General features: G+C 63.3%; 18 protein-coding genes and 1 tRNA gene. 12 read left to right on the top strand and 7 right to left on the bottom strand.

The features are described 5' to 3' along the window. Positions 1-145 precede the first annotated feature (145 nt). Complete coding sequence (locus tag ACVOMB_RS15785; protein WP_481532039.1) at positions 146-1,225, bottom strand: 4Fe-4S dicluster domain-containing protein; 1,080 nt, start codon at positions 1,223-1,225, stop codon at positions 146-148. After that, the gene (locus tag ACVOMB_RS15780; protein WP_481532038.1) at positions 1,222-1,509 is read right to left on the bottom strand and encodes a hypothetical protein; all 288 of its coding nucleotides are present in this window, start codon (positions 1,507-1,509) and stop codon (positions 1,222-1,224) included. The genes ACVOMB_RS15785 and ACVOMB_RS15780 overlap by 4 nt, the downstream gene beginning before the upstream one ends. Positions 1,510-1,678: 169 nt before the next feature. On the opposite strand from ACVOMB_RS15780, the gene ACVOMB_RS15775 reads away from it, so the two are divergent. The 5 genes from ACVOMB_RS15775 to ACVOMB_RS15755 all read left to right on the top strand — a co-directional run bounded on the left by ACVOMB_RS15775 (position 1,679) and on the right by ACVOMB_RS15755 (position 6,694). After that, complete coding sequence (locus tag ACVOMB_RS15775) at positions 1,679-2,062, top strand: group III truncated hemoglobin (protein WP_481532037.1); 384 nt, start codon at positions 1,679-1,681, stop codon at positions 2,060-2,062. 85 nt (positions 2,063-2,147) lie between these two features. Further along, positions 2,148-3,560, top strand: a complete 1,413-nt coding sequence (gene hemN, locus ACVOMB_RS15770; protein ID WP_481532036.1) for an oxygen-independent coproporphyrinogen III oxidase — start codon at positions 2,148-2,150, stop codon at positions 3,558-3,560. An 81-nt stretch (positions 3,561-3,641) separates the two neighbouring features. Beyond that, positions 3,642-3,728, top strand: a tRNA-Leu gene (locus ACVOMB_RS15765). Positions 3,729-3,750: 22 nt separating this feature from the next. Beyond that, complete coding sequence (locus ACVOMB_RS15760) at positions 3,751-5,040, top strand: nucleotide sugar dehydrogenase (protein WP_481532035.1); 1,290 nt, start codon at positions 3,751-3,753, stop codon at positions 5,038-5,040. Between the two features lie 31 nt (positions 5,041-5,071). Then, positions 5,072-6,694 (top strand): FMN-binding glutamate synthase family protein, encoded by a 1,623-nt coding sequence (locus ACVOMB_RS15755; RefSeq protein ID WP_481532034.1) that lies wholly within the window; start codon positions 5,072-5,074, stop codon positions 6,692-6,694. A 203-nt stretch (positions 6,695-6,897) separates the two neighbouring features. Here the strand turns inward: ACVOMB_RS15755 and ACVOMB_RS15750 are convergent, their stop codons facing one another. After that, positions 6,898-8,130 carry a TIGR03862 family flavoprotein gene (locus ACVOMB_RS15750; protein WP_481532033.1) on the bottom strand — a complete coding sequence of 411 codons (1,233 nt, stop codon included), beginning with the start codon at positions 8,128-8,130 and terminating at the stop codon, positions 6,898-6,900. Next, entirely contained in the window at positions 8,114-8,545 is a 432-nt protein-coding gene (locus ACVOMB_RS15745; protein ID WP_481532032.1) for an FKBP-type peptidyl-prolyl cis-trans isomerase, read from the bottom strand. Before ACVOMB_RS15745 ends, ACVOMB_RS15750 begins: the two co-directional genes overlap by 17 nt. Before the next feature lie 61 nt (positions 8,546-8,606). On the opposite strand from ACVOMB_RS15745, the gene ACVOMB_RS15740 reads away from it, so the two are divergent. From ACVOMB_RS15740 to ACVOMB_RS15730, 3 genes are all read left to right on the top strand, one after another. After that, positions 8,607-8,972, top strand: a complete 366-nt coding sequence (locus ACVOMB_RS15740; RefSeq protein WP_481512994.1) for a DUF6164 family protein — start codon at positions 8,607-8,609, stop codon at positions 8,970-8,972. Between the two features lie 417 nt (positions 8,973-9,389). After that, positions 9,390-10,145: a sulfurtransferase gene (locus ACVOMB_RS15735; RefSeq protein ID WP_481532054.1), complete on the top strand. Its 756-nt coding sequence runs from the start codon at positions 9,390-9,392 to the stop codon at positions 10,143-10,145. Between the two features lie 111 nt (positions 10,146-10,256). Beyond that, positions 10,257-11,252 carry an LLM class flavin-dependent oxidoreductase gene (locus ACVOMB_RS15730; RefSeq protein WP_481532031.1) on the top strand — a complete coding sequence of 332 codons (996 nt, stop codon included), beginning with the start codon at positions 10,257-10,259 and terminating at the stop codon, positions 11,250-11,252. A gap of 114 nt (positions 11,253-11,366) precedes the next feature. Here the strand turns inward: ACVOMB_RS15730 and ACVOMB_RS15725 are convergent, their stop codons facing one another. Both ACVOMB_RS15725 and ACVOMB_RS15720 read right to left on the bottom strand, forming a co-directional pair. After that, complete coding sequence (locus tag ACVOMB_RS15725; protein ID WP_481532053.1) at positions 11,367-12,044, bottom strand: exopolysaccharide biosynthesis protein; 678 nt, start codon at positions 12,042-12,044, stop codon at positions 11,367-11,369. Beyond that, positions 12,025-13,368, bottom strand: a complete 1,344-nt coding sequence (locus ACVOMB_RS15720; RefSeq protein WP_481532030.1) for a hemolysin family protein — start codon at positions 13,366-13,368, stop codon at positions 12,025-12,027. Before ACVOMB_RS15720 ends, ACVOMB_RS15725 begins: the two co-directional genes overlap by 20 nt. A gap of 276 nt (positions 13,369-13,644) precedes the next feature. Here ACVOMB_RS15720 and ACVOMB_RS15715 point away from each other — a divergent pair, with 276 nt between their 5' ends. Together ACVOMB_RS15715 and ACVOMB_RS15710 are read left to right on the top strand one after the other, a co-directional pair. Then, entirely contained in the window at positions 13,645-14,271 is a 627-nt protein-coding gene (locus ACVOMB_RS15715; protein ID WP_481532029.1) for a DUF47 domain-containing protein, read from the top strand. 12 nt (positions 14,272-14,283) lie between these two features. Beyond that, positions 14,284-15,405 carry an inorganic phosphate transporter gene (locus tag ACVOMB_RS15710; RefSeq protein WP_481532028.1) on the top strand — a complete coding sequence of 374 codons (1,122 nt, stop codon included), beginning with the start codon at positions 14,284-14,286 and terminating at the stop codon, positions 15,403-15,405. Positions 15,406-15,667: 262 nt separating this feature from the next. Here the strand turns inward: ACVOMB_RS15710 and parE are convergent, their stop codons facing one another. Beyond that, positions 15,668-17,557: a DNA topoisomerase IV subunit B gene (parE, locus tag ACVOMB_RS15705; RefSeq protein ID WP_481512989.1), complete on the bottom strand. Its 1,890-nt coding sequence runs from the start codon at positions 17,555-17,557 to the stop codon at positions 15,668-15,670. Between the two features lie 158 nt (positions 17,558-17,715). On the opposite strand from parE, the gene ACVOMB_RS15700 reads away from it, so the two are divergent. Then, a complete protein-coding gene (locus tag ACVOMB_RS15700) occupies positions 17,716-17,976 on the top strand; it encodes a hypothetical protein (protein ID WP_481532027.1) in 261 nt (86 codons plus the stop codon). A 130-nt stretch (positions 17,977-18,106) separates the two neighbouring features. Continuing rightward, a complete protein-coding gene (locus ACVOMB_RS15695) occupies positions 18,107-19,771 on the top strand; it encodes a CTP synthase (RefSeq protein WP_481532026.1) in 1,665 nt (554 codons plus the stop codon). Positions 19,772-19,945 lie beyond the last annotated feature (174 nt).

The following is a 19,945-nucleotide window of genomic DNA, read 5'->3' as shown; positions in this document are numbered from 1 at the left end:
GCTAGTGTAACGACACCGCGTTCGGCACGAGATTTTTGTAGGAGCGGCGTGAGCCGCGAAGCCGGCTCATCATCAGATGGCACGGCTGCCAAGGGGACAAGCACGGTCAGCTTCGCGGCTCACGCCGCTCCTACAGCATGTCTTGCTAGATGCTCGCGGCTGTGAATACCGCCAAGCCGATGCACAGCAGCATCAGGCCGGCAAACGCCAGCGGTTTGATCCGCAATCTGGATGCGCTGGTGCCTTCTTCGCATGCCGGACGGGCACGATGGATCAGGTCCAGTGGGTAGTGCTTGCTGGCCATTGCATCGTCACAGGCATCCATGCAGTTGCCGCATTCGATGCAGCTGCTGGAGCGACCATTGCGGATATCCAGGCCGATCGGGCAGGCCGCAACGCAGGCGCCGCAGTCGGTGCAGTCGCCCAGGTGGACCGGGCTGAATTTGGGCATGGCGCCGGCAATGGCCGGATGAGCGGCGCGGAACACATAGTCGGCCGCAGTGGTTGCATCGAGCAGGCCGCGTGAACGATGCAGCACGCTGGCGTTGTCCTGGTCGCGGTCACCACGCGGCTCGCCGCGTGGTGCGTTGTATTGGATGCAGGGCGTGCGTGCATCGGCAATCAGCGGTTGTACGCGGCTGTAAGGGCAGAGATAGCTGCAGACCTGTTCGTGCAGATACACCACGTTTGCCCAGGTAGCCAGGGCGTAGAAGCTGATCCAGAAGAATTCCCAGCCGCTGAGTGTAAGTGTGAGTACGCCGTGCGCCAGCTCTGCGATAGGCGTGAAGTAGCCCACAAAGCTGATGCCGGTCCACAGCGAGATTGCCGCCCATAACGCGTGCCGGAGCGGTGTTGCCAGTGGCTTCGCCTTGCCTTTGAAATCGGTCAGACGGGTCAATCTGCGGAACAGGCGGGTCAACACCGTCTGCGGACAGGCGTAGGTGCACCACAGGCGCCCGTATAGGTTGGTGGCAAGGCAGAGCAGTGCCAGTGCGGCCAAGGCAAGCCAGAGCAAGGGTAATGATTGCTCCGGTTGCATCGAGATGCCGGTGACCTGGAACTGGCGTGCATCAATGTCGAGCAGCAACCAGGGCTTGCCGCCCCAGTGCAGCCAGGGCAGGCCATAGAACGCCGCCAGCATCGCCAAACTGGTGAGCTGGCGGAATCTGTCGCGCCTGCGGGCAGTGCCCGCGCTGGCTTCGCCGATGCTGCGCACAGGCTTCATTCGAAGACTTCCTCCTGCTCGCGCGCGGGACGCAATAGCAGCGCTGTCACTGCACACGCGCACAGAGTGCCAGCCCAGAACATGAAGAAACCAAGCGAGTAGCCTACTTCACGGCTGATTGCGTGCTGCGGGAAGCTGATCTGCTGCAGTTCCAGCGGGTCGATGAATGCAAAAAACACCGCCGACATCACCGCCGCGGTAAAAAAGCTGGGCCACACCACGGCGCCCAGGCGTTGGATCATTGGCAGCGGGTGGCGGATGCTGGAGTCGGCAGAAGCGGTCATTGTGGATTCCCAGGGGCCTCTTGGCGAAGGAATAGAGTCGGGTGGCAGTACTGCGGTTCAGCGCCAGCTGGTGACCCGGTGTGCAAGGCTAGGGGCTGTGCCTGCGGGCGTCGTTGATCCTGATCAAGCAGGGCATGGTCGGTTTGGGTCAGGTAACAGGAGGTGTGTTGTGCGGGCTGGACCAGATGTTTGCAGTGAGGAAGAGGTGGAGCTGCTGGTGCGGCGCTTCTACGCGCGGGTGCGTGAGGACGCGGTGCTTGGGCCGATATTCGAGGCGCGGGTGCATGATTGGGAGGCACACCTGCTGCAGCTGGTGGACTTCTGGTCGGCCCTGCTGCGCGGAACCTCGCGCTTCAATGGCGCGCCCATGCCCAAGCACCTGGCCATCCCCGGGTTGGAATGGCCGATGTTCGAGCGATGGCTGGCGTTGTTTGCGCAGACCACGGCGGAGCTGGGTAATCCGGCGATGCAGGCCTTGGCCGATGAGGCGGCGGGGCGAGTCGCCGGCTCGATCTGGCGGCGCTACCACGCCCCCTCGTTCCCGATACTCTGAACGGAAGGCTGGCTGGGCCCGTTCATGAATGGGTAAATTGATCTAGCTCAAGGCGAGCGCGCTTGGGCAGGGGCAAGCTGACAGCATGAACATGCCACTGCCGACCTCAAATGCCCTGGGCTGGACCTTCGATGCGGACCTGCTGCGTCGGCATGACCGGCCGGGCCCGCGCTACACGTCCTATCCAACCGCGCCGCATTTCCACGATGGCTACGGGCAGGCACAGTTCTGTGCGGCAGTAGCGCGCAGCAACGCGGTGGGGCGGCCGATGTCGCTGTATGTGCATGTGCCGTACTGCAGCAGCCCGTGTTTTTACTGCGGCTGCAACCGCGTGATCAGCCGCGACCGCAGCAAGGGCGAACGCTATGTCGACCAGCTGCTGGTGGAAGCGGACTGGTTGGCGCCGCTGTTCGCACGCGAGCGCGAAGTGGTGCAGCTGCATCTGGGCGGCGGCACGCCCAACTTCCTGGCCCCCGATCAGCTGCGTCGATTGATTGGTGGGCTGGAAAAGCTGTTCAATTTCAGCCAGAGCAGTGCACGCGATTTCTCTATCGAGCTGGACCCGCGCTCGGTCAGCGTCGATGACATCGGTGTGCTGGCAGAGCTGGGTTTCAATCGCGCAAGCCTCGGCATCCAGGACTTCGACCCGCAGGTGCAGCAGGCGATCAACCGCGTGCAGGAAGTGGATGAGACGATGGCCATCATCCAGGCCTGTCGCGATTACGGCATGCGTTCGGTCAACGTGGATCTGATCTATGGTCTGCCGTTGCAGACACTTGCCGGGTTTGGCCGCACGCTGGATACGGTGATCCAGGCGCGCCCGGATCGTCTGGCGATTTACGGCTACGCGCACCTGCCGCATATGTTCAAGGCGCAGCGCCAGATCCAGGACCGCGATCTGCCCGACCCGGAGCAGAAGCTGGCGCTGCTGGGGCTGGCCGTCGAACGGCTGTCGGCGGCTGGTTACCAGTACATCGGCATGGATCATTTCGCGTTGCCGGAAGAAGACCTGTCGCGCGCACAGCGTGCAGGCAGCCTGCATCGCAATTTCATGGGCTATACCACCCATGCGGACAGCGACCTGCTGGGGCTGGGGGTCAGTGCGATCAGTCATATCGATAGCAGCTACAGCCAGAATCCGCGCGATCTCAAGGACTGGGAGGCAAAGATTGCCGAGGGCGGCGTGCCGGTATGGCGCGGGCTGGAGTTGGATGGCGACGATATGCTGCGGGCGGAACTGATCCAGCAGCTGATGTGCCATGGCAGCGTGGATGGCCGTGCGCTGGCGCGGCGGCATGATGTCGATTTCGACATCTACTTTGCCGAGGAACTGATTGCACTGCGCCATCTGCAGGAGGACGGCCTGGCCAGTTACTGCGATGGCGTGGTCGCTGCCACCGAACAGGGGCGGCCCTTGCTGCGCTTGATCGCGATGTGTTTTGACCGTTATCTGAAGGCCGCGCAGCAGCCAGCGCGCTACTCGCGGGCGATCGGCTGATGCCATGCTGGTGGCGGATTCAGCGCCGCCGCTAATCTTCGTGATTCACAATTGGGCCGCAATCAGGCACGCTATTGCGATGCCCGGATGGCGAAACTGGTAGACGCATCGGACTTAAAATCCGCCGGCCGCAAGGCCTTGCCGGTTCGATTCCGGCTCCGGGCACCAGTTCGCAACCTCAGGGGATGGCATGAGCGCCGATATCACCGCCGCGGCAGCGCCGCAGATCGCCATTATTGGTTTGGGCTATGTCGGCCTGCCATTGGCCGTCGAGTTCGGTAAATCGCTCGATACCCTGGGTTACGACATCGATACCGCCCGCGTTGCCGAGTTGCAGGCCGGTCACGATCATACGCTGGAACTGGATGACGCCGAGCTCAGCGCTGCGGTACTCGCACGTTACACCGCGGACAAGGCCGAGCTGGCCACCCGTAATGTTTTCATCGTCACCGTGCCGACGCCAATCGATGCTTACGAGCAGCCGGATCTTGCACCCTTGCGTGGTGCCAGTGCATTGATTGCGGCCGTGCTCAAGCGCGGAGACCTGGTTATCTACGAGTCCACCGTGTATCCGGGCACTACTGAAGAGGTCTGCGTGCCGTTGCTGGAACAGGGCTCCGGGCTGCGCTTCAACCAGGATTTTTACTGCGGCTACAGCCCGGAGCGGATCAATCCGGGTGACCGTCAACGGCGCTTGCCGGATATCAAGAAGATCACATCAGGCTCCACGCCTGAGGCTGCCGCAGTGGTTGATGCCTTGTACCGGCGCATCATCACAGCTGGCACCTGGCCGGCGTCGTCGCTGCGCGTGGCCGAGGCGGCCAAGGTGGTGGAGAACATTCAGCGCGATGTGAACATTGCCTTGGTCAACGAATTGGCGCTGATCTTCGACAAGCTGGGTATCGACACGTTGGATGTGCTGGAAGCGGCGGGCACAAAGTGGAACTTCCTGCCGTTCCGGCCCGGTATGGTCGGCGGTCACTGCATTGGGGTGGATCCCTACTACCTGCTGCACAAATCCGAGAGCGTCGGTTACCACCCTGATCTGATCCACACCGCGCGGCAGGTCAACAACCGTGTGGTGGCGCATGTGGTCACCCGTGTACGTGGCCTGCTCGAAGAACGGAACAAGCCGTTGCAGAGCGCGCGCGTGCTGGTGCTGGGGGTGACCTTCAAGGAGGATTGCCCGGACCTGCGCAACAGCCGTGGGCTGGACCTGGTGCAGATGCTGGCGGCGGCAGGTGCGCAGGTGGATGCGTTTGATCCCTGGGCCGATCCGCGCAATGCGCATGATATGGGCGGTGTAGAGCTTGTGAAGGCACCGCAGCAAGGTGTGTACGATGCGGTGGTGTTGGCGGTGGCCCATCAGCAGTTCCGTGCCTTTGATGCGACGCAGATCCGTGCCTTGGGTGTGCCGGACATGGTGGTCTACGATGTGAAATCGGCCTGGCCGAGGCAAGTAGTGGACGACCGGTTGTAGAATCCGCCATCCGTGTAGGTTGAGGACGGTAATGCATCGTTATCTGGTTTATGTGCTGGCACTGATCCTGCTGCCAGTATCACTGGCGCTGGCTACCCATTGGCCTGCTTGGTACTGGGGCGTTGGCCTGTTCGGCCTGATGGCGGTGCTCGGCACTTGGGATGTGTTGCAGCGGCGTAGCGTGCTGCGTCGCAACTACCCGGTGTTGGCGCATTTTCGCTACGGTTTCGAATCCATCGGCCCGGAAATCCGCCAGTATTTCGTGCAGAGCGATCTGGAAGACGTGCCGTTCTCGCGGCAGCAGCGTCAGCTGATCTATCAGCGTTCGCGCAATGAGATGGATGTGGTGCCGTTCGGTACGCTGCGCAGCGCGTATGCGGTGGACTACGAATGGATCAACCATTCGCTGGCGCCTACCAGCATTGCGCACCACGATTTCCGTGTGGTGATCGGCGCTGAGCGTGCAAAGCCTTATTCGGCCAGTGTGTTCAATATCTCGGCGATGAGCTTTGGTTCCTTGTCGGCCAATGCGATCCGCGCGCTGAACAAGGGCGCCGAGCTTGGCGGTTTTTGTCACGACACCGGCGAAGGTTCGATCTCGCCGTATCACCGTGAGAACGGCGGTGATCTGGTCTGGGAAATCGGCTCTGGCTATTTTGGTTGCCGCGATGAAAACGGCCGCTTCAGCGAAGAACGTTTTGTCGAAAACGCGAGCTCCGATCAAGTCAAGATGATCGAGATCAAGCTGTCGCAGGGGGCAAAGCCAGGCCACGGCGGTGTGTTGCCGGCGGCCAAGGTGAGTGCCGAAATCTCCGCGACCCGTGGCGTGCCGATGGGTGTTGATTGCGTGTCGCCATCCAAGCATTCGGCGTTCTCCACGCCAATTGAACTGCTGCAGTTTGTTGCCCGCCTGCGTGAGCTGTCTGGCGGTAAACCGGTCGGCTTCAAGTTGGCAATCGGTCATCCTTGGGAATGGTTCGGCATCGCCAAGGCGATGCTGGAAACCGGGATATTGCCGGACTACATCGTGATTGACGGTGCCGAAGGTGGCACCGGCGCGGCACCGGCCGAATTCATCGATCACGTTGGCGTGCCGATGAACGAGGCGCTGATCCTGGTGCACAACACCTTGGTCGGCCTGGCCCTGCGCGACCGCATCCGCTTGGGCGCGGCTGGCAAAGTGACCACGGCGTTCGATATCGCCCGAACCATCGCGTTGGGGGCTGATTGGTGCAATGCCGGACGCGGTTACATGTTCGCGCTGGGCTGCATCCAGTCGCTGAGTTGCCACAACGACAAGTGCCCGACCGGCATCGCCACCCAGGATCCTAGCCGCTGGCGTCATCTGGAGCCGGTCGACAAGGGCCAGCGCGTGTTCAATTACCACCAGAACACCATGCGTGCGTTGCGTGACCTGCTCGGTGCTGCCGGCCTGCACGATCCTTCCGAGCTGGGCCCGGAGCACATTCTGCGCCGCGTATCGCCGGTGGAGATCCGCTCGCTGGCGAGCCTGTACCGCTATCTGGCGCCGGGTGAATTGCTGAAGAAAGTGCCCGAGCACACTGTTTTCCGCGAATACTGGGCCGAAGCGCGCAGTGACTCGTTCACTCCGCCAGCCCGCATTGCGGCGCTGCGTGCCAGCAAGATGTGCTGATTCCCGGCAGCTTGTAGGAGCGGTGTAAGCCGCGAAGCCCGCAGCGATGAAACTGCGGGCTTTTTTGGCTCGGAATGATTTTTTGCTTCGCGGCTTACGCCGCTCCTACAAGGGGCGGTGTTATCGGTAAGACCCCTGCCGACCATGGGTCGGCACTACGGGGCGGCGCTACCGGTGAAGCCTCTGCCGACCATGGGCCGGCATTACCCGAGCCAGCGGATCACGCCTTCGGCTGCGCGCTGGCCGCTGGCATAGCAGGCGGTCAGCAGGTAGCCGCCGGTGGGCGCTTCCCAGTCCAGCATTTCGCCAGCGCAGAATACGCCCGGTTGTGCCTTGAGCATCAGTCCGTCGTCCATCGCTTCCAGCCTTACGCCGCCAGCCGTGCTGATGGTTTCGGCCATTGGTCGTGGCCGCTGCAGCTGCAGTGGCAGGCGTTTGAGGGTACGTGCGACAGCCTCAAGATCATTGCCGGCATCCTTGCCCAACACTTCAAACAGCAGTCCTGCTTTGGCCGCATCCAGGCCAGCTGCACGACGCAGGTGTTCGCCGAAGCTGCGGCCCTTGCGGGCGCGGCCGAGGTCGGCGAGCAGGCGAGCTTCGTCGCGGCCGGGTACCAGATCCAGCTCCAGCGTCACCGCGCCATCGCGATTGAGGGTTTCGCGCAGGTCGGCGGCCAGTGCATAGATCAGGCTGCCTTCAATACCGTACTGACTCACCACGCATTCGCCTTGCAGCGACTGCGCTTGCCCCTGCAGATCGGTCCAGTGCGCAACCACAGGTTTGATCGGTGCGCCGGCATGACGGTCGCGGAAGTGGGCGGTCCAGTCGATGTCGAAGCCGCAGTTGGCCGCTTGCAGCGGAGCGGTATCAACGCCGCATTCCTGCAAAACCGACATCCAGCTGCCATCGGAGCCAAGCTCCGGCCAACTGCCACCGCCCAGTGCCAAGACAGTGGCATCTGCCTTGACGCTGACTTCGCCTTCAGCGGTTGCCATGCGCAGGCTGCCGTCCGGGTTCCAGCCCAGCCAGCGATGCTGCACGTGGAAGCGCACGCCTTGCTCCTTCAGTCGGCGAACCCAGCCGCGCAGCAGCGGCGCGGCCTTGCGGTCCACAGGGAACACGCGGCCGGAGCTGCCGACATAGGTTTCCACGCCAAAACCCAGTGCCCAGCGGCGCAGTGCATCGGCATCGAAGCCGTCCAGCCAGCTGCCAACCTCGGCCTGGCGTTCGCGGTACCGGCTGTCGAACAGTGGGCGCGGGTCGGAATGGGTGAGATTGAGCCCACCCTTGCCGGCGATCAGGAATTTACGCCCGGGCGAGCCCTTGGCTTCGTACAGGTTGACCGCCAGGCCGGCCGCGCGCAGGTGCTCGGCGGCAAACAGACCGGCCGGGCCGCCGCCAATGACAGCGACGGTTTTATCAGCGAGGTTTGACATCGAGCAGTTCTACATCGAAGACCAGCGAGGAGCCGGCCGGGATCGGGCCGACGCCACGGTTGCCATAGCCGTATTCGGCCGGAATCATCAGGGTGCGCTTGCCGCCGACCTTCATGCCAGCCACGCCTTCGTCCCAGCCGCGGATGACCTGCTTGTCGCCGAGGTTGAAGCTGAACGGCTCGCCGCGATCCAACGAACTGTCGAACTTCTCGCCGTGCTTGTCGGGCTTGCGCTCGTCGTAGATCCAGCCGGTGTAATGCACGCTGACCTTGCTGCCGGCTACTGCTTCAGCGCCGCTGCCGGGCACGGTGTCGATCTGCTCGAACTTGGCAATGGTGCCGCCCGGAGGCGGGCCCGGCGGGGTGCAGCCTGCGGCCAGCAGGGACAGCAGCAGCGGGATGAACAGACGGCGCATGGCGCGCTCCGTTGGAAAGGGGCGTGCAGGGTAGCGCATCGCCGCCGGGTATCATTGCGGCATGGCCAAACTGCTGCTCAATCTACGTAATGTCGGTGACGACGAAAGCTTCGAGGTCGGCGAACTGCTCGATCGCAATGGCATCGCCTGGTATCGGACCGAGCCCAGCCCTTGGGGCATTTCCAACGGTGGCATCTGGCTGCGCGAGAACGATGATCTGCCGCGTGCGAAAGGCTTGATGGCGAGCTATCAGGCTGAACGCGGGCAGCGGGTGCGTGACGAGCGCGAGGCGGCGTTGCGGGATGGTAGTGCGGAAACGTTCGGTTCGATGTTGCGGAGCCGGCCGCTGTTTGTAGTGGCGGTGCTGCTGGGCATGGTGGTTGTGTCGGCCTTGGTGCTGCTGCCGTATTTCCTGCTGCGGGGCTGACTGCTCTCTGCCCCCTCCCTTTGCCGAAGGCAAGGGGGTGAAGAAGGCCTGCTTGCGCGCCACTGGCGCGCGGCCTGGTGAACGACCGAAGGCTGTGCCTTCGGGCCGGGCGGGTTGGGGAGGGGTTGGTTTTGGGCTTTTCAGGCATTGCCAGCTTCGCGGCTCACGCCGCTCCTACAGCTCTGCTCCCTCCCTTTGCCAAAGGCAAGGGGAGGGCTGGGGAGGGGTTGGTTTTGGGGCCTTTCAGGCATCGCCAGCTTCGCGGCTCACGCCGCCCCTACAGCTCTGCTCCCTCCCTTTGCCAAAGGCAAGGGGAGGGCTGGGGAGGGGTTGGTTTTGGGGCTTTTCAGGCATCGCCAGCTTCGCGGCTCACGCCGCTCCCACAACGGCTGCAGGGCGGTCGTTTAAACTATGCGCATGATCGTTAATACCGCTGCCTACCTTTTCGTGCCGCTGGCTGATGCCGAAGCCTTGACCGCCACCTTGCATGAACGCGCAAAGGCGCTGGAGCTGCGCGGCACCATCCTGATCGCGGAGGAGGGCATCAACCTGTTCCTCGCCGGTAGCAGCGACGGTATTGATGGTTTCTACAGCCAGCTCAAGACCGATGCGCGCTTTGCCGACATGCGCATCAAATACAGCCACAGCCAGATGCAGCCGTTCGCCAGGCTGAAGGCCAAGTTCAAGTCGGAAATCATCAGCTTCCGCCGCGACGACGGCCAGCCGCTGGATTACCCGCGTGCGCCCAGCGTGGCCCCGGCCACGGTGCAGCGTTGGCTGCGGCAAGGCCACGATGACGACGGCAAGCGCGTGGTGATGCTGGACACGCGTAACTGGCAGGAATTCGCCCACGGCACCTTCGAGGGTGCATTGACCCTGCCGATCGCCAAGTTCACCGATCTGCCGGCCGCGCTGGAGCCGCACCGCGAAGCGCTGGCCGATGCCACCGTGGTCAGCTTCTGCACCGGCGGCATCCGCTGCGAGAAGGCGGCGCTATGGATGCAGAACGACGGCATGCACAACGTGCTGCAGCTGGAAGGCGGCATCCTTGGCTACTTCGAGGAAGTGGGCGGCGAGGGTTATGATGGCCGCTGCTTCGTGTTCGACGAACGCGTGGCGCTGGATGCGCAGCTGCAGCCGCTGGTGGACCGGCAGGACGAGGCCCAAGCCTGAGCCTGTAAGGGCGGGGCGTGGGAAACAGTGTCCCGGTGGAAATCGCGGTGACTGCATGGAGAATGCGAGGACAAACCCCATGTCCTTTGCATCGTCCATGGAGACCGCAGAATGATTCCACTTTCCATTCTTGACCTGGCCCCGGTCTGCGAGGGCTCTACCCCGCAGCAGGCTTTTGCCAACATGCTGGAACTGGCCCAGCACGCCGACCGCTGGGGCTATCACCGCTATTGGCTGGCCGAGCACCACAACATGCCCGGCATCGCCAGCGCCGCCACCTCGGTGTTGATCGGGCATGTGGCCGGCGGTACTTCGCGTATCCGCGTGGGTTCGGGCGGGGTGATGCTGTCCAACCATTCGCCGCTGCAGGTGGCCGAGCAGTTCGGCACGCTGGCTTCGTTGTATCCGGATCGCATCGATCTGGGTCTGGGTCGGGCGCCCGGCACCGATCAGCCTACTGCGCGTGCCTTGCGCCGTTACTTCGACAGCGCCGATCAGTTCCCCCAGGATGTTGCCGAGCTGCTGCATTACTTTGCGCCGGTACAGCCTGGGCAGTCGGTACAGGCCGTGCCCGGTGGCGGCATCCCGGTGCCGGTCTGGTTGTTGGGTTCGAGCCTGTTCAGTGCGCGCTTGGCGGCGGCGATGGGCTTGCCGTTTGCGTTTGCTTCGCACTTCGCCCCGGATTCGATGGATGAAGCGCTGGCGTTGTATCGACGCGACTTCCGGCCTTCCGAGCACCTGCAGGCGCCTTACGCGATTCTGGCGTTGAACGTGGTGGCCAGTGATTCGGAGGCCGAATCGAAGCGTCTGTTCACCAGTCAGCAGCAGGCTTTCGTCAATCTGCGCCGCGGAACGCCGGGGCGTATCCCGGCGCCGGTGGATGACATCGAAGCGTTCTGGGCGCCGCATGAAAAGGCCGGTGTCGAGCGCGCCTTGGCCTGCAGCATCGTCGGTGACGCTACGCAGGTGGCTGAAGGCTTGGTGGCCTTTGTCGAGCGACATCGCCCGGATGAAATGATGCTGGCTGCCAACATCTATGATCCGGCTGCGCGGTTGCGATCGTTCGATCTGGCGATGCAGGCATGGCAGCGTGTGGGAGCGGCGTAAGCAGTTTGCTCCCTCCCTTTCGCGCAGCGAAGGGGAGGGTTGGGGAGGGGTGCTTTTTTTGCTGGTAAAGCCCCTTGCCGAGCATGGCTCGGCACTACCGTCTCCGGCCTGCCGTCAGCTGGTCATGCGCTCGAACAGCGCGATGCTTTCGCTGATCAGCTGGCCGGAGCCGAAGCCGAAGAACAGGCCGGCGGCAATCGCTCCCAGCCAGTTGAACAGCATCAGTGCGCCATCGCGTTCGAGCAGTGCCAGTGCAAACAGCAGCAGCTGGAAGCCGAACAGGTAGTTGGTGAATGGAATCGGTAGCGATAGCAGCAGGCCGACCAGCAACAACAGCACGCCGGTCAGCATGCGTGCCGGCAATGGCACGATCAGCGCGCCCAGCCGTGGCTTCAGCATCCGGTCCAGGCGCTGCAGCGGCCGGCTGATCTTGCTCAGGAACTTGTGCACGGTACTGCGCTTGGGGCCGCGCCTGGCGATGAAGCCGGGCAACCACGGCCGCGACATGCCGAACAGCAGCTGGCTGCCGATCAGAAACACCAGCGGACTGCTGACCGCGCCGCCTATGCCCGGGATCGGGATGAAGGCGGGCAGGATGGCGATGAACAGAAATACGCCGAAGGCGCTCTGTTCCAGTCCCTGCAGAACCTTGCCCAGCGACAGGTGTTCATCCGGGTCGCCGCGTTCAAACATCGCCAGCAGGGTGCGGATGCCTTCGTTGCGATAGCCGCCGGTCTCAGTGCGGGTGGCGTCCGGCGCGTCGCCGTCCGGGTCAACCGGTGGTGTCATCAGTGTCTTCTTCCGGCAGCCTGCGCAGCAGCAGCTTGTCGATGCGGGCACCGTCCAGATCGACGATCTCGATGCGCCAGCCGGCCCAGTCGAAGTACTCGCTCGCGTGCGGTATGCGACCGAAGTAGTGCATGCACATGCCTGCGATGGTGTAGTAGTCGCCTTCCTCGGCATCCGGCAGCTCGGCACCGTTCATCAGCTCCTGCAGGTCATCCACCGGCAGTGAGCCGTCAACCAGCAGCGAGCCATCTTCGCGGGTGACAACCAAAGCGTCATCGTCGGTGTTCTCGGTGGCCTGCAGGCGGCCGACCACGGCGCCCATCAGGTCGGAGATGGTCACCAGGCCTTGGATCTCGCCGTACTCGTCGACCACCAGCGCCATCGACTGGTGCTCTTCGCGGAAGATCTCCAGCAGTTTCATGGCGTGGGTGGATTCGGAGACGTACAGGGTCTCGCGCAGGTTCTCGAACAGGTTGTGGCTGCCGCCGCTGAGGCGGGTGACCAGGCTCTTGACCTCAAGAATGCCAGCGATGTCCTGGTCGTTGCCGCGATACACCGGGTAGCGCGAGAACGAATGATCGCGCATGGCAGCCAGGTTCTTCTCCGGGTCGGCGTTGGTATCCAGCCAGGCGATACGGTTGCGCGGCGTCATCAGGCTGTCGGCGGTGCGGTCGCCCAGGCGCATGACGCGGTTCATCATGTCGCGCTCGTGGCTGTCGATCACGCCCTGTTCGTGGCTCTCGGCCACCAGCATGCGAATTTCTTCTTCACTGACCGAGGCCGACTCGGTTTTGCCCAGGCCGAGCAGGCGCAGTACCAAGCGGGTGGAGTGCGACAGCAGCCAGACGCCGGGGGCGGCGATGCGTGCCAGCCAGCTCATCGGCACCGCGACAATGCCGGCGATGTCCTCGGAGCGGGTTAAGGCGACGCGTTTTGGCACCAGTTCGCCGAAGATCAGCGTCAGATAAGTGATAAGTGCGACTGCCAGGGTCTTGCCGAGGAACTCGGACCACGGCTGGACCGCACCAAACAGCGAGAAGTTGGCTGACAGGGCCGGGAACAAGGCCTGCAACTGCTGGGCGATGGCGCCACCAATCGCGTCGCCGCCGTAAACACCGGTCAGGATGCCGATCAGGGTGATGCCGATCTGCACCGTGGACAGGAAGTTCTCGGGTTTCTCGGACAGGGCCAGGGCGCGCGCGGCGCGCTTGCTTGAGCCGGCCAGCTGCTTGAGGCGGCTCTTGCGCGAGGTCATGACCGACATCTCGGACATGGCAAAGAACCCGTTCAGCAGAATCAGGGCCAGGACGATAAAAAATTCAAACACGGGTCTCTCCCCGGGTTGGTGACAGGGAGGGCGGGTGCTTGCGGCTGCGGCGGGCGCTCAGGGGCGGGATCCGGCGCTGTGGCGGGGGATAAGGGTCGTCTTCCATAGGGTGCACCGCGAGGGCGCTGGGCGATATTAGCAAACCGCCGGGGCTCAGGTGCGACCGCCCGTTCACATTTCAGGGCTAAAAAACTCGCCGGGAATACCCTGAATGCCATCTAGCCGTCATAATTCGCCCCTGATGCCGTCCCTCCCGCGACGGCGAATAGGCTCCCCATGTTTTCGTTGCAGACCATCTTTGGCTCCGGCAAGCAGTTCTATATCTATCTCGACGAGGCCGCGCAGGCCGCCTATGACGGTGCCAAAGCACTGCACAGCATGATGCGCGAGGCCGATCGTCAGCCGGCGCTGGATGCGTTCAAGCTCGCCCGTCTGCGCGAACGCGCCGCCTCGGACAAGATCAGCCAGGCACTGGTTGACAGTTTCATGACCCCGATCGAGCGCGAGGACATCGAGGCGCTGGGTTCGGCGCTGTACAAGATTCCCAAGCAGATCGAGAAGTTTGCCGACCGTTACTCACTGGCCGTGCAGCACCTGGACCAGATTGACTTCGCCCCGCGCGCAGCGATGCTGGAGCAGGCCGCAGGCGTGGTGGTGGAGATGGTCAACGACCTGCGCCACATGAACCTGGACCGCATGACCGCGCTCAACGAGAAGCTGCGTTCGCTGGAGAACGAAGCTGACCGTTTGATGCTGGAGCTGTACCGCGACATCTACTCCGGTCGCTTGGACAACCTGCAGATGTTCCTGCTCAAGGAATTCTTCGAGATCCTGGAAAAGGCCATCGACCGTTGCCGCGAAGCCGGCGTGGTGGCCTACCAGATCGTGCTCAAGAACAGCTGACGGGGACGCTCTATGCTCACCCTCGTCCTGGTGGTGATTCTGGCCGCGCTCGTCTTCGAGTTCATCAACGGCTTCCACGACACCGCCAATTCAATCGCCACCGTGGTGGCAACCAAGGTCCTGTCGCCCGGTTGGGCGGTGATGTTGGCCGCTTTCATGAACCTGATCGGCGCGCTCACCGGCACCGCCGTCGCGCTGACCATCGCCAATGGCCTGCTCAATACCGATGTGGTCGATGTGACCCCGCAGGTGATCCTGTGCGCGCTGCTTGGCGGCATCGTCTGGAACCTGATCACCTGGTGGAAAGGTCTTCCGTCCTCGTCCTCGCATGCCCTGATTGGTGGCCTGTGCGGTGCGGGCCTGGCCGCTGCGCATAACAACTGGGATGCGCTGATCTGGTCGCAGAACGTCGGCAACTGGGCGCAGAACAAGGGCCTGTTGTGGAAGGTGTTCGTGCCGATGATCACCTCGCCGATCGCCGGCTTCCTGCTCGGTATCGTGGTGATGTGCCTGTTGTGGGCAATCATTGCCGGCATGGCCCGTGTAGGTGGTGTGCTCGGCCGCATGGCGCGTCCGCGTTGGGTCAATGCCTTCTTCGGCAAGGCGCAGATCGTTTCGGCCGCTTACATGGGCTTTGCCCATGGCCATAACGATGCACAGAAGACCATGGGCATCATCGCGATGACCTTGGTTGGCGCCGAGGCGACTGGTGCGTTGAATGACCTGCCGTCGTGGCTGGCCTTCATGCATCCCAATGCCAATGCTGGCAACGGTATTGCAATGTGGATCGTGCTGACCTGTGCGGTGGTGATGGCTGCCGGTACTGCCTCGGGCGGTTGGAAGATCATCAAGACCCTGGGTCACAAGATGGTCAAGCTGCACCCGATTCACGGCTTCGCCGCGGAGACCAGCTCGGCCACCATTCTGACCCTGGCTGCGCACTTCGGCATGCCGGTCTCGACCACCCACAGCATCTCCACCGCGATCATGGGTGTTGGCTTTGCCAAGAACCCGAAGTCGCTGCGCCTGGGCGTGATCGAGCGCATCCTGTGGGCGTGGATCCTGACGATCCCGGCGGCAGGTGGTTGTGCTTACCTGATCCTGCGTCTGTTCGAAATGGTGGGTTGGAACTGAGGCTATCGGTTCGCAGCCTGCAAACAAAAACCCGCCAGCGATGGCGGGTTTTTTGTTGGGTGGAGCGGGGTGTTGTTGTGCTGTTTGTGGGAGCGGCGTGAGCCGCGAAGCTCGCACATCATCAGGTGGCAAAAGGCCCCTGTCTTGTCGGCAATGCCAGCTTCGCGGTTTACGCCGCTCCCACAAAAGAAAAAGGCGGGGCGCGGCCAGCAAAAAGCCCGCCGGTAAGGGCGGGCTTTCGGTGCATCAAAGTTGCGCGGGATCAGGCTTCCAGCGAAGCCAGATCGCCCTTGCTCTCCAGCCAGCCCTTGCGGTCCGGGGCGCGCTTTTTGGCCAGCAGCATGTCCATCAGCGCCGAGGTCTGCTCGCTGTCATCCACGGTCAGCTGCACCAGGCGGCGCGTATCCGGGTGGATGGTGGATTCGCGCAGCTGCGAGGGATTCATCTCGCCCAGGCCCTTGAAGCGGGTGACGCTGACCTGGCCGCGGATCTTCTCGCGTTCGATCTTGTCCAGCAGCGAACGCTTCTCTTCCTCGTCCAGCGCATAGAACACCTGCTTGCCCACGTCGACGCGGAACAGCGGCGGCATCGCCACGAACACGTGGCCAGCATCCACCAGCGACGGGAAGTGGCGCAGGAACAGTGCCGCCAGCAAGGTGGCGATGTGCAGACCGTCGGAGTCGGCGTCGGCCAGGATCACCACCTTGCCGTAACGCAGGCCGGACAGGTCGTCCTTGCCCGGGTCGCAGCCAATGGCGATGGCCAGGTTATGTACTTCTTCCGACGCCAGTACGCTGCCCGAGGCGACTTCCCAGGTGTTCAGGATCTTGCCGCGCAGCGGCAGGATGGCCTGGAAGTCCTTGTCGCGGGCCTGCTTGGCGCTGCCGCCTGCCGAGTCACCCTCGACCAGGAACAGCTCGGTGCGCGACAGGTCCTGGCTGATGCAGTCGGCCAGCTTGCCGGGCAGGGCCGGGCCTTGGGTGACCTTCTTGCGGGTGACCAGCTTTTCGGTCTTCAGGCGCGCGCTGGCGCGCTCGATGGCGATCTGCGCGATCTTCTCGCCCAGTTCCACGTTCTGGTTCAGCAGCAGGCTGAAGGCGTCATGCACGGCGCCTTCGACGAAGCCGGCGGCCTGGCGCGAGGACAGGCGTTCCTTGGTCTGGCCGCTGAACTGCGGGTCGGTCATCTTCAACGACAACACGAAGGCAACCCGGTCCCAGACGTCTTCCGGGGCCAGCTTGACGCCGCGTGGCAGCAGGTTGCGGAAGTCGCAGAACTCGCGCAGCGCCTCGGTCAGGCCGGTGCGCAGGCCGTTGGCATGGGTGCCGTGCTGGGCGGTCGGGATCAGGTTGACGTAGCTTTCCTGCACCAGCTCGCCTTCCGGCAGCCAGGCCACGGCCCAGTCAACGATCTCGGTTTCCTTCTTGACGCTGCCGGCGAACAGGTCGGCCGGCAGCATCTCGCGCTCGCCCAGCTCGGCTTTCAGGTAGTCGCGCAGGCCGTCTTCGTAGTACCAGGTGTCGACTTCGCCGGTGGCTTCGTCGGTGAGCTTGACGGTCAGGCCCGGGCACAGCACGGCCTTGGCGCGCAGCAGGTGGCGCAGTGCGCGCACATTGAACTTGGGTGTATCGAAATACTTGGGGTCGGCCCAGAAGCGCAGGCGGGTGCCGGTGTTCTTCTTGCCGACGCTGCCGACCACTTCCAGCGGACTGGCGCGGTCGCCATCACGGAAGGTGATGCGGTGCTCGGCGCCATCGCGGCGGATGTGGATCTCCACCAGCGTGGACAGGGCGTTGACCACCGATACGCCGACGCCGTGCAGGCCGCCGGAGAAGGTGTAGTTGCGGTTGTTGAACTTGCCGCCGGCATGCAGCCTGGTCAGGATCAGTTCGACGCCCGGGATCTTTTCTTCCGGGTGGATGTCCACCGGCATGCCGCGGCCGTCATCGCTGACCTCGCAGCTGCCATCCTTGAACAGGGTGACTTCCACGGTCTTGGCGTGGCCGGCCAGGGCCTCGTCGACCGAGTTGTCGATCACTTCCTGCGCCAGATGGTTCGGGCGGGCGGTGTCGGTATACATGCCAGGACGGCGTTTGACCGGGTCCAGGCCAGAGAGGACTTCGATGTCAGCGGCGTTGTAACGGGCGTTCATGGATCTCGGTAGGGCGCAAATCGACGTGGGAGTGTGCGGTCTGGCGGCGATTTTTGCACGCAGGGCATTCAGGGCAGGGGCAGCTGCGGCACGTTATGCTGTGCGCGGTTCCTAAACAGGCCCGCCGTGTCTGGCTGGGCAAGCCGAGGAGGTTTTGGATGAAAACGTCAAAATTGCTGGCTCTGGGTGTGGTTGCTGCTGCCGTAGCTGCTGTCGCGGCCGTTCCCTTCGTGATGGCGCAGAGCGCTGACAAGGACAAGGCTGCCGAGGCTGCGCAGGCTGGTCCGGTCGACAAGGCGCAGAGCGAGGCCGAGCAGAAGGCCAAGCGCCGCGCTGCCGCTGCTGCCCAGGACAAGGCCAAGGCTGACCAGCCGGCGCCGCGTGAAGAAGAGGAAGAGGAAGCCCGTCGCCGTCGCTGACGCGGTTTTTCCTAAGTTTCAAGGACGCCCCGGCGCAGGTCGGGGCGTCTTTTTTTTAATCCGCCGCATCCAGTGCTTGGGTGTTTTGGCGACAACCTTTAAACTAGGGCTTTCCGGGAGGCAGTGAGCCGTGACCCCCCTTATTTTTGTTACCGGTGGTGTGGTGTCCTCGCTTGGCAAGGGCATTGCAGCCGCGTCCCTGGCCTCGATTCTCGAGGCGCGTGGCCTGAAGGTCACCATGATGAAGCTGGATCCGTACATCAACGTCGATCCAGGCACGATGAGCCCCTTCCAGCATGGTGAGGTCTATGTCACCGACGACGGTGCCGAGACCGACCTGGATCTGGGCCATTACGAGCGTTTCGTACATAACCGCCTGAGTCGCAAGAACTCGGTGACTACCGGGCGTATCTACGAGAACGTGATCCGCAAGGAGCGCCGTGGTGATTACCTGGGCGCCACCGTGCAGGTCATTCCGCATATCACCGACGAAATCCGCCGCTGCATCGACGAGGCCACTGCTGGCTTTGACGTGGCGCTGGTGGAAATCGGCGGCACCGTCGGCGACATCGAGTCGCTGCCGTTCCTGGAGGCGATCCGCCAGGTGCGCACCGAGCGCGGCCCGGAGAAGGCGCTGTTCATGCACCTCACCCTGGTGCCGTACATTGCTGCCGCCGGTGAGCTGAAGACCAAGCCGACCCAGCATTCGGTCAAGGAACTGCGCTCGATCGGCATCCAGCCGGACGTGCTGCTGTGCCGTTCCGAGCAGGCGATTCCGGATTCGGAGCGCCGCAAGATTTCGCTGTTCACCAACGTTTCCGAGCGCGCCGTTATCAGTGTGCCGGACGTTGAGGTGCTGTACCGCGTGCCCATGGGCCTGCATGCGCAGGGCCTGGACGAGATCGTGGTCAACCAGCTCAAGCTGGGTGACAAGGCCGGTCCGGCCGATCTGTCCGAGTGGGAAGCGGTGCTGGATGCCGCGTTGCATCCGCTGGACGAAGTGACCATCGCGGTGGTCGGCAAGTACGTCGACCATCAGGATGCGTACAAGTCGGTGGGCGAGGCGCTCAAGCATGGTGGCCTGCGTCAGCGCACCAAGGTCAACCTGAAGTGGCTGGAAGCGCAGGAGCTGGAAGAGACCGGCCTGTCTGCGCTTGACGGCGTGGACGGCATCCTGGTGCCGGGTGGCTTCGGTGATCGCGGTTTCGAAGGCAAGGTGCTGACCTCGCAGTTCGCCCGTGAGCACAAGGTGCCGTATTTCGGTATCTGCTACGGCATGCAGGCGGCGGTGGTTGATTTCGCTCGCCACGTGGCCGGTCTGGAGGGCGCTAACAGCACAGAGAACGACCGCCAGTCGCCGAACCCGGTGATCGGCCTGATCACCGAATGGCGTACCGCCACCGGTGAAGTCGAGAAGCGTGATGAGAAGTCCGATCTGGGCGGCACCATGCGCCTGGGCCTGCAGGAGCAGCGCCTGAAGCCGGGCACGCTTGCCCGTGAGCTGTACGGCAAGGACGTGGTGTCCGAGCGTCACCGCCACCGTTACGAGTTCAACAACCGCTACCGCACCCAGTTGGAAGACGCGGGTCTGGTGATCGCCGGCAAGTCGATGGATGACACGCTGGTGGAAGTGGTTGAGCTGCCGCGTGACCAGCACCCGTGGTTCCTGGCCTGCCAGGCGCACCCGGAGTTCCTGTCCACCCCGCGTGGCGGCCACCCGCTGTTCATCGGCTTCATCCGCGCCGCGCGCGAGAAGAAGGCCGGCGGCAAGCTGCTGCAGGAAGCCCGCGCCTGAAAAGGTAGTGCCGAGCCATGCTCGGCAGAGGCTTTCCCGGGGTAATGAACAGGTAGTGCCGAGCCATGCTCGGCAGAGGCTTTCCCAAGGTAATGAACAGGTAGTGCCGAGCCATGCTCGGCAAGGGGCTCCACCGGTAAGGCCTCTGCCGAGCATGGTTCGGCACTACAGGTG

The organism is Stenotrophomonas sp. STEN018, assembly GCF_056760235.1.
Note: the sequence above shows the minus strand (reverse complement) of the source record. Positions and strands in the feature narration are given on the sequence as shown.